The 12,982-nt window shown below is 41.1% G+C and carries 14 protein-coding genes; 9 read left to right on the top strand and 5 right to left on the bottom strand.

Annotated elements, in window-relative coordinates; translation table 11 throughout:
• Nucleotides 1–13: 13 nt before the first annotated feature.
• A complete protein-coding gene (locus AND4_RS06540; protein ID WP_009842147.1) occupies nt 14–490 on the top strand; it encodes an Lrp/AsnC ligand binding domain-containing protein in 477 nt (158 codons plus the stop codon).
• Between the two features lie 80 nt (nt 491–570).
• Here the strand turns inward: AND4_RS06540 and AND4_RS06535 are convergent, their stop codons facing one another.
• Both AND4_RS06535 and AND4_RS06530 read right to left on the bottom strand, forming a co-directional pair.
• Nucleotides 571–1,278, bottom strand: a complete 708-nt coding sequence (locus AND4_RS06535; RefSeq protein ID WP_009842146.1) for a DUF445 family protein — start codon at nt 1,276–1,278, stop codon at nt 571–573.
• Between the two features lie 201 nt (nt 1,279–1,479).
• On the bottom strand, nt 1,480–3,318 hold the full coding sequence (locus tag AND4_RS06530) for an ABC transporter ATP-binding protein (protein WP_009842145.1): 1,839 nt from the start codon (nt 3,316–3,318) through the stop codon (nt 1,480–1,482).
• 417 nt (nt 3,319–3,735) lie between these two features.
• On the opposite strand from AND4_RS06530, the gene AND4_RS06525 reads away from it, so the two are divergent.
• A complete protein-coding gene (locus AND4_RS06525; protein ID WP_009842144.1) occupies nt 3,736–4,728 on the top strand; it encodes an arginine deiminase-related protein in 993 nt (330 codons plus the stop codon).
• 173 nt (nt 4,729–4,901) lie between these two features.
• Here the strand turns inward: AND4_RS06525 and AND4_RS20240 are convergent, their stop codons facing one another.
• On the bottom strand, nt 4,902–5,078 hold the full coding sequence (locus AND4_RS20240) for a hypothetical protein (protein ID WP_186004048.1): 177 nt from the start codon (nt 5,076–5,078) through the stop codon (nt 4,902–4,904).
• Nucleotides 5,079–5,846: 768 nt separating this feature from the next.
• Between AND4_RS20240 and AND4_RS06520 the strand changes: the two genes are divergently transcribed.
• The 4 genes from AND4_RS06520 (at nt 5,847) to AND4_RS06505 (ending at nt 8,682) form a co-directional block, all read left to right on the top strand.
• Nucleotides 5,847–7,079, top strand: coding sequence for a DEAD/DEAH box helicase (locus AND4_RS06520; protein ID WP_009842143.1), 1,233 nt, complete (start codon nt 5,847–5,849; stop codon nt 7,077–7,079).
• Nucleotides 7,080–7,465: 386 nt separating this feature from the next.
• On the top strand, nt 7,466–8,068 hold the full coding sequence (locus AND4_RS06515) for a response regulator transcription factor (RefSeq protein ID WP_009842142.1): 603 nt from the start codon (nt 7,466–7,468) through the stop codon (nt 8,066–8,068).
• 12 nt (nt 8,069–8,080) lie between these two features.
• Nucleotides 8,081–8,341, top strand: a complete 261-nt coding sequence (locus AND4_RS06510; protein ID WP_009842141.1) for a hypothetical protein — start codon at nt 8,081–8,083, stop codon at nt 8,339–8,341.
• A 146-nt stretch (nt 8,342–8,487) separates the two neighbouring features.
• A complete protein-coding gene (locus tag AND4_RS06505) occupies nt 8,488–8,682 on the top strand; it encodes a hypothetical protein (protein WP_043991509.1) in 195 nt (64 codons plus the stop codon).
• 124 nt (nt 8,683–8,806) lie between these two features.
• Here the strand turns inward: AND4_RS06505 and AND4_RS06500 are convergent, their stop codons facing one another.
• Entirely contained in the window at nt 8,807–9,892 is a 1,086-nt protein-coding gene (locus AND4_RS06500; RefSeq protein WP_009842140.1) for a methyl-accepting chemotaxis protein, read from the bottom strand.
• Nucleotides 9,893–10,304: 412 nt separating this feature from the next.
• Here AND4_RS06500 and AND4_RS06495 point away from each other — a divergent pair, with 412 nt between their 5' ends.
• Nucleotides 10,305–10,784, top strand: coding sequence for a hypothetical protein (locus AND4_RS06495; protein ID WP_009842139.1), 480 nt, complete (start codon nt 10,305–10,307; stop codon nt 10,782–10,784).
• Nucleotides 10,785–10,909: 125 nt separating this feature from the next.
• Here AND4_RS06495 and AND4_RS06490 read toward each other — a convergent pair whose 3' ends face one another.
• Nucleotides 10,910–11,605: a VC0807 family protein gene (locus tag AND4_RS06490; protein ID WP_009842138.1), complete on the bottom strand. Its 696-nt coding sequence runs from the start codon at nt 11,603–11,605 to the stop codon at nt 10,910–10,912.
• Nucleotides 11,606–11,932: 327 nt separating this feature from the next.
• On the opposite strand from AND4_RS06490, the gene AND4_RS06485 reads away from it, so the two are divergent.
• Both AND4_RS06485 and AND4_RS06480 read left to right on the top strand, forming a co-directional pair.
• The gene (locus AND4_RS06485; protein ID WP_009842137.1) at nt 11,933–12,313 is read left to right on the top strand and encodes a NirD/YgiW/YdeI family stress tolerance protein; all 381 of its coding nucleotides are present in this window, start codon (nt 11,933–11,935) and stop codon (nt 12,311–12,313) included.
• Between the two features lie 231 nt (nt 12,314–12,544).
• On the top strand, nt 12,545–12,925 hold the full coding sequence (locus tag AND4_RS06480; protein WP_009842136.1) for a NirD/YgiW/YdeI family stress tolerance protein: 381 nt from the start codon (nt 12,545–12,547) through the stop codon (nt 12,923–12,925).
• Nucleotides 12,926–12,982: the final 57 nt, after the last annotated feature.

Here is a 12,982-nt window from a genome sequence, read left to right as displayed (position 1 = left end):
GAGAATGTGGTTAATGAGTTGTCAACTAGATAGGATCGATTTACAGATATTGAGAGTGTTGCATTTGCGAGGTCGAACTCCAGTAGTGGAGCTAGCTAAGCAGGTGAACTTGACCACATCTCCCTGCTCTGAGCGCGTAAAAAGGCTAGAGAAAGAAGGCTACATAAATGGCTATCATGCAGAGCTTGATGCTGAAAAGCTTGGATTAGATGTGCAGGTGTTTATTCATATTCGTCTTGACCAAACTAGCTTTTCTATTTTTGAGAAATTTGCCCAAGCGGTAGAGTTAATGCCTGAAATTGAAGAATGCTATTCGTTATCAGGTGATTTCGACACCATGATCAAAGTACGCGTAAAGAACATGAAGGCTTACCAGGAATTTATGTCGAGTAAACTCGGGACGCTACCCGGTGTAATACAAACTCGCAGTGAAGTGGTCATAGAAGAGCATAAAACGGGATTTGGGGTAAACCCTGAGTTACTGGGTTGATTCAAGCGGAAATACGTAGACCTAAGATACAGCAAAGGAGCCATCAGGCTCCTTTGCTATTGTGATTTTTAGTCAGCAGTTTATGCGCTTACGAGCGTGGTTAATACACCGATAATGCCGCCAAATACACCACCCCAAACAACGAGCCAGCCAAGATGCTGTTTAATCATCTTCTGCACGATCTCTTTTACCAACGTCGGTGTGAGCTCACTCAGTCGCTGATCAATGATGCTTTCAATGTTTTGTTTTATTTCATCCATCATAGCTGGCGATTCCATTTGCTCTTTCAAGGCTTCTTTGATGTTGTCGCTTTTGCTCAGTTCTATGATGGATTCTTGCATCTTTTCTAAGAATGGTTGACGCATTGGCTGTAGTGCTTCTGCGCCGCCTAACATTGCAAGCATGCCACCGAATTGAGAGCTTTCAATCACTTCTACCAGAGAGTCAAAGGCGGGATTTAAGTCGACTTTCTCGATCACAGGTTCAAGGTTGATGTTCACGCTACCGGCCATCTCTTTGTTTAGAAAACGGTCGATGTTTGCTTCAGTAAAGAATTGCTCCATCATCAAGTTTTTGATGGCCAATTTAAATTCTTCAAAACGTGCTGGAATGACGCCTGAGCCGTATAATCCAGGCACTTTTTCAAACAGCATGTGAATCGCTAACCAGTTGGTGATAGCGCCAGAAAATGCAAATAACCCCGCGTACCAAAGGTAATCATTTTCAATGTGATATCCCACGCCCATCATGGCGATGGCAAGGACATTAGCCAGCAAACTTTTGTTCATAGTGACCGATTGTGTATCAGTTAATAAGTGGGCATGATTTTATACCCAACTGATGGGCAGATGCTAGGTCAAGCTCACCAAGATTTCTTAAGGACGGAATTGGGCCACGGACAAACAAAACCCGACAACTTATTGCCGGGTAAGGAGGCAGTGCGGCCAATGCGCCGTTTACGCTTGCGAATCTGGTGGATTTGAAAACCATTAGTTTTCCAGCTCTTCTCCGAGGAAGCCGCCAGTTTGATGCGCCCAAAGTTGAGCATAAATACCATGGTTGGCGATAAGCTCTTTATGGGTGCCTTGTTCGACGATATTGCCTTTATCAAGCACGACCAGGCGATCCATTTGCGCAATGGTCGACAGGCGATGTGCAATTGCGATCACCGTTTTACCTTGCATCAGCTCGTTCAAACTCTCTTGAATGGCTGCCTCCACCTCCGAATCTAGGGCTGAAGTTGCCTCATCAAGTACCAACAAAGGTGCATCTTTCAATAGCACGCGTGAAATCGCGATACGCTGACGTTGACCGCCAGAGAGTTTTACGCCGCGCTCGCCGACTTGCGCGTCGTAAGAGACGTTGCCGAATGGGTCGGTTAGGGTTTCGATAAACTCATGAGCGTGCGCTTGTTTGGTTGCTTTGAGTAGATCGGCTTCGGTTGCATCTGGATTGCCATACAAGATATTGTCACGGATTGAACGATGCAGCAGAGACGTATCTTGGGTTACCATGCCAATCTTTGATCGCAGAGAGTCTTGTGTGACGCCAGATATCTCTTGCCCATCAATCTTGATGCATCCCTCTTCCACATCGTGGAAACGCAATAGTAAGTTTACTAAGGTAGATTTACCCGCACCAGAGCGCCCAACTAAGCCCACTTTTTCACCCGGTTTAATATTGAGGTTTAGATTGCTGATTACGCCCTTTTTTTCACCATAGTGAAAGCTTACGTTGTCGAAGTGGATGCCCCCTTGAGGAACTTGCAGATTTTTTGCGTTGGCTTTGTCTTTGATATCAATAGGCTTGGATAGTGTTTTCATGCCATCAACGACGGTTCCTAAGTTTTCGAACAAGGCACCGACTTCCCACATGATCCACATCGACATTCCGTTGATACGCAGAGCCAGGCTGACAGCTATCGCAATCGCACCGATACTGATCGCGCTATCCAGCCACAGGTAAATCGACAGCGCAGCGATCGAGAATACCAATAAATAGTTGGAGATCTCCACTGCCACGTCAAAGCCAGTCACCAAGCGCATTTGGCGATAGACCGTATTCAAAAAGCCTTTCATGCCCTCTTCTGCGTACTCGGTTTCTCGCTTGCTGTGAGAAAATAGTTTTACTGTTTGAATGTTGGTATAGCTATCGACAATACGGCCTGTCATGGTTGAACGGGCATCGGCTTGCTCGGTAGCAATATCTTTCAATTTCGGTACAAAGTGGATCTGAATGGCGATGTAAGCCAGTAACCAAACTAACATTGGTATCATCAAGCGCCAGTCTGCGGCGGCCAACATAACAATGATGCTAGTGAAGTAGACCAAGACATAGACGAACACGTCCATTGTCTTCATTACCGTTTCTCGCACAGCTAAAGAGGTTTGCATCACCTTGGTCGCTACGCGACCAGCAAAATCATCCTGATAAAAATTCAGACTTTGATTGAGTAAGTAACGATGAGCAAGCCAACGTACCGACATCGGATAGTTACCCAGTAGAGTTTGGTGAATCAGTAGCGAGTAAATCACCACCAAAATTGGCATGATAACCAACAATATGGTGCTGTAGAAAATAAGGTCTGCTTTGTTGTCTTGCAAAAAGGTTTCAGGGTTGCTGGTGGAAAGCCAATCAACCAACTGGCCCATTGCACCAAACAGAGAAACTTCGACGATTGCCACAATCATCGACATGATCGACATGATCATCAGCGGTTTTTCAAAGCCGCGAGTGTAATGGCGTAAGAACGCAAAAATCCCTGTTGGGGGCTGGTCAGGTTGTGATTTGGGGAATGGCTCGGTAATGCCTTCAAACCGTTTAAACATAACTCATCCTAAAGTTAAAATATTGCCACGTCAGAATAGGAATCCATCAATTCTTCCTGCCATGGACGAGGAAAAATACTGAGCGTGGTGATAAGACATACTGTGCACTGCTCGGTAGAAAAGCAGGCACTTGTGTGTATACATCTAGTATGCACGAGAGCTGAAAAAATAGTCTAACCGATCGCTTTTTAAATGTAACTAGTTGGTTATAAAGAATTCAATGGTGCATTGTTGTCCGGTATATCATTGGTATGTTTTTAAACAGTAAACAGGCAGATAGACAATAAAAAATCGGGTAAAAAATGTTTTTCTCAGTAAATTTTTCTTTGGGACGTCGTAAATTTTACTAAGAACAGCAAAACTGCCGTTAACAATAAATTTACAATTTCATCATTCTAGCAAAAAGGAATATTTAGAATGCTAATACATGGATCAGTGCTTAAGAATGCACATGGAAAAGAAGAGGGTACGCAAAGTACTCTGCGTCATACCGCGAATTGCGTTGTGATGGTGCCGCCGAAAGAGTTTCGTTTTAATGAAGAAACCGCGCAAGACAACGAGTTTCAACGCCAAGTCTCTTTGACCCAAGAAGAAGTGGCACACAATACCATGGTTGAATTTGCTGTAATGGTGGAAACCTTACGCAACGAAGGCGTGCAAGTCGTCGAGTTTAATTACCCCCAATCCGACATCGCAACGCCGGATGCCGTATTCCCAAATAACTGGTTTAGCACTACCCCAGAAGGCACTCTGTACACGTTCCCAATGGCATGTAAAAATCGTCAGCGTGAGGTTCGCCCTGATGAGCTGGTTGCCACACTGACACAAGCGGGCCGTGAAGTGAACCAACAAGACTCACTGACCGAATATCTTGATGAGGAAGCCTATCTAGAAAGTACAGGCGTGATGGTGTTCGACCATTTCAATAAAACAGTATACGCTGCGCTCTCGCAACGTTGTGACCGCTTAGTATTAGAGGATTACGTTAAACGTATTGGTTATGAGCGCGTTATTTCTTTTCAAACCCGTTTGCCTTCCGGCGCACCAATTTATCACACCAACGTTATGATGGCGGTCGGTGAGCAATTTTGCGTGATCTGTGATGAAGTGATTCCCGATTTTGAGCGTCGTTTTGTGCTTAAATCATTAGCGAAAGACAAACAGATTATTTCCATTTCTCTTGCGCAGATGAATCAGTTCTGCGGCAATATTCTCCAATTGGAAACGGTGAGTGGTGACAAGGTGATTGCCATGTCTCAATCGGCTTATCATGCATTCTCTCCAGCACAGAGAAATCAACTAGCGACACACGGTAAATTACTGCCATTCAACGTTTCTACCATCGAATCTATTGGTGGTGGCTCTGTACGTTGCATGTTAGGTGAGGTATTCCTCCCAGAAGCTCTATGAGATAATTGAGTTGAAAGATCAGGCGCTAAAGACAACGCTCGAATCCTGCATCTTGAAGTCACTTGGGTATATCACTATTGGCTCCACCATAACGACAATATCAGCGGAGCTCCCAAATGAAAAATGCCACTCGACTTAAAGTGGCATTTTCTTACATCGTTTTTATGAGGCTTTTAGTCTGAAGTGACCAATTCTCTTTCTTGAATATGTTCTCGGTTATCATAATAGTAGTGACTGTGGTGGTCCTCGTAACCATCATAAACACATTCGCCGATGTTGTTTCTTGGGCAGATAAAATAATTACAGCGATCAATCATCTCGGTTCGACACATTGGACAATATTTTTCCATGACACCCTCCCACAATAGCGATTGAAAATTTCGTCCTTAGACACGAGTTCAGGGATCATTTTAGACCCTAGAATGTGACTGTGGTGAGAAGGTTTTATGTACAGTTCGATAAGTTTTGCTGGTTTTTGCTTTATTTCCATTTTGAGAAATAGTTTGCATATACTAGACTTGAAGTTAGGCATATGATTTTGAAAGAAAAGCCTTAATACTAAGTTCTTTTTTTTCTTTTGAACTTCGCTTTTTCACCCTTCTAATTTTTCTATAACATTTCGAAGCAATATCACAAATAAAATCTTGGTGGATCCTGTATATTCGTTTTTATCGCTACGAACCATGTGTTTTGGACGAGCTCCGTTAATCTTAATTATTCACGATGGCAGGATGATCGTGTAAGTTAATTGAATGTTAGGGTTGTGTTTTATTTTATAACTATAGGTTTTAGTTTTGTTATAAACCATGAGGCAATCTAAGAGCGTTGCATAAAAATCAAACAATATGAGTTTATTTTTCGAACTGTATTTGTTGGCAAATTCTTGCTGATAACAAATTTTTAACTCACGTGGTAGCCTTGTTTACGATGGTTGGAAAATAGAATGTGCTTTGTTTTTCATTGGTCGAATGATATCAATACTCAAATAAGCGGGCGTAGCGAAAATATGGTTTGGTGAAAATTTAGTTCAGTGGGAAGACTGTGGTAAAGTCCACGTCTGCGTTTCCCGCACTTGTTTTTTTATTACCTCCTCAAACCAAAAGTACAAGGTTAACTGAATGCCATTTTCTACTCTCTCCCTGAGTTCTGAGCTGATTTACGCCCTGCCAAAAGATGTCAAGGAACCAACGGATATTCAAGCGTTGGCCATTCCTGAGTTACTTAATGGCAAAGATGTATTGGCATTAGCGAATACGGGCAGCGGCAAAACCTTTGCTTATGGCTTACCTTTGTTGGAAAAGCTTAGTGTCAATCCAGAGCAAAAAGCGCTAATTCTGGTACCAACGCGCGAACTGGCGACTCAGGTCAGCCAAGCAATCAATCAAGTTGGTCAACTTCTTGGTCTTAACGCGGTTTGTTTGTGTGGCGGCGTTGATAAAGCTCAACAACAGCAAGCGCTTGCTACAAATCCTCATATTATTGTTGCGACAACAGGTCGCCTTGTCGACTTTGCTGATAACGGTTTGGATTTGAGCAGCATCGATTATCTGGTATTAGATGAAGCCGACCGCTTACTTGATATGGGTTTTTGGCCAGACGTGCAAAACGTCGCAGGGCAAACTTCAAACCAGCGTCAAACAGCCATGTTCTCAGCTACGTTTTCTGAACAGTTGAAGTGCAAAGCTAAGCAGCTCATGAACGCACCAAAACAGGTGGCTGTGCACCAAGAAAACAGCACCAATCAAGATATTGCTGAGACGCTGTATCTCGTCAACAAAGGCAGCAAAACAAAGGCGTTGATTGAGCTTATTAAGCAAAATTCATGGACACAGGCATTAGTATTTGTGAGCGCGAAAGAGAACGCAGATGGTTTAGCGAAGAAGCTGAATAAAACGGGTATCACAACCAATGCGCTGCACGGTAATAAGAGCCAAGTAGAGCGTGAAGAAGCGCTGGCGCAGTTTAAATCTGGGCAAACACAGGTGTTAATCGCCACCGATCTATTGGCGCGCGGTATTCATATTGAACAACTGCCAGTGGTGATTAACTTTGAGTTACCGATGCATGCAGAAAACTATATTCACAGAGTAGGGCGCACTGCTCGAGCAGGCCAGCAAGGTACAGCAATGTCACTGGTCTGCCATGGTGAAGCGGAAGCACTTGCGGCAATTCGTAATCTTACTCGACGTGATTTAACTGTGAGAGAACTGGAAGGTTTTCCTGTGACGGACAAACCATCGGTCGGCGATAGTAAACGCACCCCACGTGATAAAAAAGCCAATCGCCGATCCAATGCAAAGAAGAGCCTTAAACAGTTTCAAGGTAAGCTGAAACAGCAAGGCTCAAGATGACCTCTAGGTAAACGAGATGAACTTTGCAATATCTTAATGGCTATATTCTGGTAGGAGATTTTGGAATGAGAGCCATGCAGAGTATAAAACCTTAAATTGCACTTCGATTCGCTTTTTAAAACTCAATTTAATGTATTACTTTTTCTTCTTATTGAGTACTGCCATCAAAAGCATCAGCTCATGTCTGGTCTCTTTTTCAAGCCAAAACTTAGTTGAACTAAGTATCTAAAGATTATTTTTATTGTCTATCAGTCATTTTCGAATTTTGAAAGTGTCATTTTACTTTTAGTTCATAATGATAAGTTATAATGTGATGTGCGTCAGGTTGTTATAATATTAAACGCATAATCTCAAGGATGGGGTCGTTCTTTAAAGAGGCTCTATACATGAAAAAACATTTAAATATCTTAATTGCAGATACACAGCCAGTGTTTCGAGAAGGGCTTGATTTGATCATTCGTCAACGTATGAATGTTGATGGAATATTTCATGCTGATAAACAAACAGAAGTTTTTAATACTTTAAAAGAAAAGTCAATTGATATTATTATCATGGATATCTTTCTTTTAGATTGTAATGCTATTCAAATTACTCGTACTATTATAAATAGAGGTTTTGATGGGGTTATTATATTTTTAACAGCACAAGAAATTAGCAATTACTCAGCGTTGGTGGCTAAAGAAGGCGCTCGTGGCTGTCTTAGTAAGAGGGAAGATAGTCGTGTTATTGTTGATGCTTTGATTACAGCAAGTAAAGGATACTCCGTATTTAAAAAAGACGTAACAAATGATCGACCACTACTTTCAATTAGGGAGAAAATGGTATTTGACTATCTTGTCAAAGGACACTGTAACCAGGAAATTGCGAGTTTACTGTCGCTTAGTGAGAAAACAATTAGCACTTACAAATGTCGGATTCTGAGGAAGTTTAACGTAAAGTCTATTGTTGAAATACTAAATATTACTCAAGTAGAAGATTATTGTAGTTAAAGAGAATAAATAATGCATACTCCATCTTATTTTTCGATACGAAGTGCTACTGTTAAATTATTGGAATCACAGGGTTTTACTTTGCAAGAAGCATTGCATCTCATTGATGCTGAAGCTGGATACTTAACTTATAAAGACAAGAGTATTGTTAATAAACTGAGTTTAGATAGAAATGAAAATGATAGAGAGAAAATAATTTCTTTCTATCAAAAGCAAAAACTAATTGAATACCTGTTGGGTGTAAAATCTGGGAATAGTATTACTTCTGACTAATAGTTATATTTTTACTGCAACAGAATGAGGGCATATCAGCGGTAAGCATTGATATGTCTCTTGTTATTCAACTAGTTGACTTTGGGGTGTTTGTCATTTAGTCTCTGCCGCTAAATAAGATACTTTAAAAACAAAATGGTAATTAAATGAAGTTATTTTACGTCGTCAGTCTTGCTTTTCTTTTATTCGCTAGTTCAGCCAGCACTGCTCAATCGATTTTTAACAATAACACGCTTTCCGCGCCGCTACTGCCTTTGCCAAGTGTCGCCGAGAAAAGTAGTGATGACAGTGATGGTATTGTTTATTACCAATGCTATGTAAATCCAGTGAGCTGTTATTAAATGTAACTAGCAGTTAAAGCTAAGGCCCTATAAATAACTAGCTTTATTGGGCCTTCATATTTTAAAAATGATCTCGTACTGTTTATTTACGAAGATTCATTTTATGTTGGTTCTCAAAGTGGCTCTAACTCGAAATTATCTCATCCATTAAGCGATCGATTTGCACCACTACTCGTTCGCTGGCGTCTTCCATAGCGTTGATGGCTGTCAACATGGCTGCCATATTGCCCACTTTGGCGTGGTTCATCGCTTCACGTCCGCTGTTGTGTACGGTTTTGTGTGGCTCTTCTAGTAGCGTATAGCTTTTTAGGTGGCTGTAAGCCCTACCATCGCCACGGTAGTACCATTGACCTAAACGGCACTCTGAATGACTGTTGACGGTTTCACTAAATGCTTCGCTTTGCAGTAAACGATAGATATTGTTCTTCCAGACGGCATGATCCATTTTTACTGTGTCCAAGAAAGCGCGCGTGGATGTCATATTGATTACCTGCTGCATGTGTTCCGATTTCACTACCACTTCGTTTACAATAGAGCCAATTTGCGCAGAAGACTCGGCGACTTCCTCTGCACTGGTTTGGTTTTCATCAATCGAGGATTTGATCGTATTCACTTGGATCAGCACTTGATTCACCAATGAATCAATTTGTTCGCTCGCCTCACTGGCTTTACCTGCAAGGTTTCTTACCTCGTCAGCCACTACCGCAAATCCACGTCCTGCCTCACCAGCACGTGCGGCTTCAATCGCAGCATTCAATGCCAGCAAGTTAGTTTGGTCAGAAATCTCTTGAATACTAGTGACAAGGTGAGAAATACCAGTAGCAGTTTGATCTAATATTTTTACCGCATCAGAACTTTGGGAGGTTTGAGCGCTGATCTTTATCGTTCGGTTTTCGAGACGTGCGAGTGCTTGATGTGTTTGCTTAAACATCTTTTCAAGTTGTTGCAGTTCCTGGTTTTCATGCGCCATAGACTGTGCACTTTCAACCATCTCTGTTCGAATGCTTTGAAGCATGTCTCCACCTCTCAAGCTGCTTGACATAAGCCCGCTGCTATTATGGTGTTTTTGCTGTGCAGTGCGAATAAGCTGCTGTGCATCTTGGTGTAACTTATCGAGTGCGGCAATATCAGCTTTGTATTTCTGCTTGAGTTCAGCAAGCTCTTGTTTGAGCGCCACATTCTCTGATTTGATTCGTGTTAGTCCAAACATATGTTTTATAGATGTAATGAAATGTTTAAAAACCATGTTAATCGAGTTCAGAATTTAAAACACGCTTGAATATATATATTTGCGTTAGGCTATCACATTTTTCATATGAATTTTTTAGGGGGCTTACTAGCAAAATAACCAGTAATTTCTAATTATTCTTCCACCTTTATTTAAATTGCTATACATCTAGCGCAAAACATAATTACACGTTATATCTTGTTTTTTTATTTAAAATTTTTGCAAATCAATATGATAAGTTGTGTTTGTTTTGATAGTAACTTTCTAAGTTTATCAATCATGAGAATGGAATGTAAAATTTAACCTTACTTATTGTTACACCTCTATTTTTGATTTTTGTGTGTGTTGAAATTAGGATTTACAATTAATCGAACATTGTTTTATTGTGGTGTTTATGAATAAGAAAATATTGCCTCTTTTAATTCTTCCTTTTTTTTCTAATGCTAAAAGTGTTAATTTCATTGCTGGTGCTGGCCTAAGTGCGGATAATAACCATATTATTGGTTCTAGCTCAGAGACTTATGTATTGAGAGCCGGAGTGATGAGTCGTGATACTCACAGATTTCTAGGAACTTACACCTACTCACGCGAGAGTCAGTTAAATAAGTACCTTGGTTCCTACGACTATATGTTTACATTAGATTCAAGAAGAAGATGGAATCCTTTTGCTGGTGTAAGTTTGGGCTATAAAACACAAGATGCCGATATTTCCGGAAATAATGACTTTTATGTTATTGGCGGACAGGCTGGCTTGAACTATCGCTTTTCTAAGAATGTCTCTACAGAGTTGGGGTATAGGCTTTTGAGTGGCAGTACACAGGAAGATGAGGCGATAAAAGATGAGCTATATTGGACTGTAGATTTTAAAATTTGATCCTTGCCCAGCCGTCAACTTTTGGGTGATATTAGAACGAAAATATAAACCCCGATTGTTGGCCATTAACAATTATTGACCATTAACAATCGGAGTTCTTTCTATCTCAAATTATTGAACAAGGGTTACTTAGTGTGAAAAATTTGCTCAGTCTCTAATGATGTCATTGCGCGAGCTTGGCGCCAGATGTAATAGAAAATACCAAACATCATCAACATGCTTGGGATAGCGATCATTGGGTAGCTGTATAGTGTTAGTTTACCGAGCTCTTCATTGAAAGCCGCTGTGCCTGCTGGGCTAGTCACAATCCAAGTCGCTAGGAAGTAGTTCATCGCAGATGAGAAAGCGAAGGTACTTGCAAAAAGGTAGTTAGAAGACATCAAGCAGCGTTCGAACGCTCGAGTTTTGCCATTTTGCTCTAAGCGCTCCTTGATCAGTGCTAGGTTAATAACCGAGTCGTTCAATATTATTTTCTGCATAAGTGGGTAACGGGTAAAAGTGGATCCCAATACCGTGATACCAATCAAACCTGGAATCAACGCTTCTTTTAGCGCCAACCAACGTGTATCTAACTCCAACAATCCGATGCCGCCAGTCAACAGCACGCTAATAAAGCCAAGTGCAGATATAAAGTTGAATTTCTTGTTACGGATAAGGTCCATGCCGCCGTAAACCAAAGGGAACATTAAGGCGACAACCAGCGCCATTACTGTACCTAAATGCTCTTCTCCACTAAATTTCATTAGGATGAACGAAGGGATAATAACGTTAAACAGGATCTCGAATAATGGATTCGACTTTTTAACTGTGGTGTTACTCATAAATCTACTGACTCTACTATGTCGCTTAATTTTACATTGGGTGCAGTGTTCTACTCCTTGCGCAAGATGTAAAGTCTTAAAGTTCCAGTTGTGTAACGACTTATGAAAAAACACAGGGAATGAAAAACAGTGTTGTACGTTTGATTAAGTATATTGGCTCTCCCAACCCGTTGTTTCGTCACATTATCAGCGTTTATCAGTCATGCAATCAACACGCGCCATCTCAAAAAGCTGAAAACACAAAGTAGAAAAATAAATAAATTATTCAGTTTCCGTTCACAGTTACAGCACTAATATTCGCGTCATTGATACAACAGAGACTCAATAATGAAAACAAAACTTTTAATCACTACTTTCGCCCTTGTTGCTTCTAGCAGTGCTTTTGCGCAAGGTTTCACAGGCAATAATGTTCAGGTTCAGTCTGGCTTTTCAGGACCAACCCAAGGCATTTCTTCGGTTAAGCAGGTGCTTGATGCTGGAATGTTCAGTGACGATATGCCTGTTACACTGACTGGTCACATTCAAGCCTCACTGGGTGGTGAAATGTACCTATTTTCAGACTCGACAGGCCAAATCACGGTGGAAATTGATCATGATAAATGGTGGGGGCAATCAGCAACGCCAACCACTAACGTTCAAATCATGGGTGAGATAGATAAAGACATCTCTGGAACCAAAGTAGATGTAGATGCAATTAAGGTTCTTTAATCACTTTTGCATTTCACGAATGCTTCACATCATGCGATTAATAATCTGCTTCAAGTGTGCTGTCATGCTGATGGTCTGAACTGAAATACCAGTAATGACAAAGCAAGTTGTTCTTTGTCTAACTCGATGTGTCGAGACCTTCGAGTTTGGTAAAGAGATAGGTTAAATGGGGTTGGTGTCCACCTCGGCAAAACTAATGTACGTTCCGTTAATATAAATAGAGAATTAATAATGAAAACAAAACTTTTAATCACTACGTTCGCCCTTGTTGCTTCTAGCAGTGTTTTTGCACAAGGTTTCACTGGTAATAGTGCAGCGGCTCAGTCTGGATTTTCTGGACCAACCCAAGGCATAACTTCCGTAAAGCAAGTACTTGATTCTGGAATGTTCAGTGACGATATGCCTGTTACTTTGACAGGTAATATTAAAGCCTCACTTGGCGGTGAAATGTACCTATTTTCAGATTCGACAGGTGAAATTACGGTGGAAATTGATCATGATAAGTGGTTTGGACAATCAGCAACGCCAACCACTAACGTTCAAATCATGGGCGAGATAGATAAGAGCATCTCTGGAACAAAAGTAGATGTAGATGCAGTAAAGGTACTTTGATCACTTTATCGTCCCCAAAAACCAAAAAAGCCAGCAGTTTATACCTGCTGGCAAAGG

The organism is Vibrio sp. AND4, from assembly GCF_000171815.1.
Lineage (GTDB): Bacteria > Pseudomonadota > Gammaproteobacteria > Enterobacterales > Vibrionaceae > Vibrio.
Note: the sequence above shows the minus strand (reverse complement) of the source record. Positions and strands in the feature narration are given on the sequence as shown.

Excerpts from the sequence above, each read along its gene's own strand:
- AND4_RS06480 (WP_009842136.1), top strand. The coding sequence starts at position 12,545 with ATGAAAACAAAACTTTTAATCACTACGTTCGCCCTTGTTGCTTCTAGC.
- AND4_RS06520 (WP_009842143.1), top strand. The coding sequence starts at position 5,847 with ATGCCATTTTCTACTCTCTCCCTGAGTTCTGAGCTGATTTACGCCCTG.
- AND4_RS06535 (WP_009842146.1), bottom strand. The coding sequence starts at position 1,278 with ATGAACAAAAGTTTGCTGGCTAATGTCCTTGCCATCGCCATGATGGGC.
- AND4_RS06540 (WP_009842147.1), top strand. The coding sequence starts at position 14 with ATGAGTTGTCAACTAGATAGGATCGATTTACAGATATTGAGAGTGTTG.
- AND4_RS06490 (WP_009842138.1), bottom strand. The coding sequence starts at position 11,605 with ATGAGTAACACCACAGTTAAAAAGTCGAATCCATTATTCGAGATCCTG.
- AND4_RS06530 (WP_009842145.1), bottom strand. The coding sequence starts at position 3,318 with ATGTTTAAACGGTTTGAAGGCATTACCGAGCCATTCCCCAAATCACAA.
- AND4_RS20240 (WP_186004048.1), bottom strand. The coding sequence starts at position 5,078 with ATGGAAAAATATTGTCCAATGTGTCGAACCGAGATGATTGATCGCTGT.
- AND4_RS06485 (WP_009842137.1), top strand. The coding sequence starts at position 11,933 with ATGAAAACAAAACTTTTAATCACTACTTTCGCCCTTGTTGCTTCTAGC.
- AND4_RS06510 (WP_009842141.1), top strand. The coding sequence starts at position 8,081 with ATGCATACTCCATCTTATTTTTCGATACGAAGTGCTACTGTTAAATTA.
- AND4_RS06505 (WP_043991509.1), top strand. The coding sequence starts at position 8,488 with ATGAAGTTATTTTACGTCGTCAGTCTTGCTTTTCTTTTATTCGCTAGT.
- AND4_RS06500 (WP_009842140.1), bottom strand. The coding sequence starts at position 9,892 with ATGTTTGGACTAACACGAATCAAATCAGAGAATGTGGCGCTCAAACAA.
- AND4_RS06515 (WP_009842142.1), top strand. The coding sequence starts at position 7,466 with ATGAAAAAACATTTAAATATCTTAATTGCAGATACACAGCCAGTGTTT.
- AND4_RS06525 (WP_009842144.1), top strand. The coding sequence starts at position 3,736 with ATGCTAATACATGGATCAGTGCTTAAGAATGCACATGGAAAAGAAGAG.
- AND4_RS06495 (WP_009842139.1), top strand. The coding sequence starts at position 10,305 with ATGAATAAGAAAATATTGCCTCTTTTAATTCTTCCTTTTTTTTCTAAT.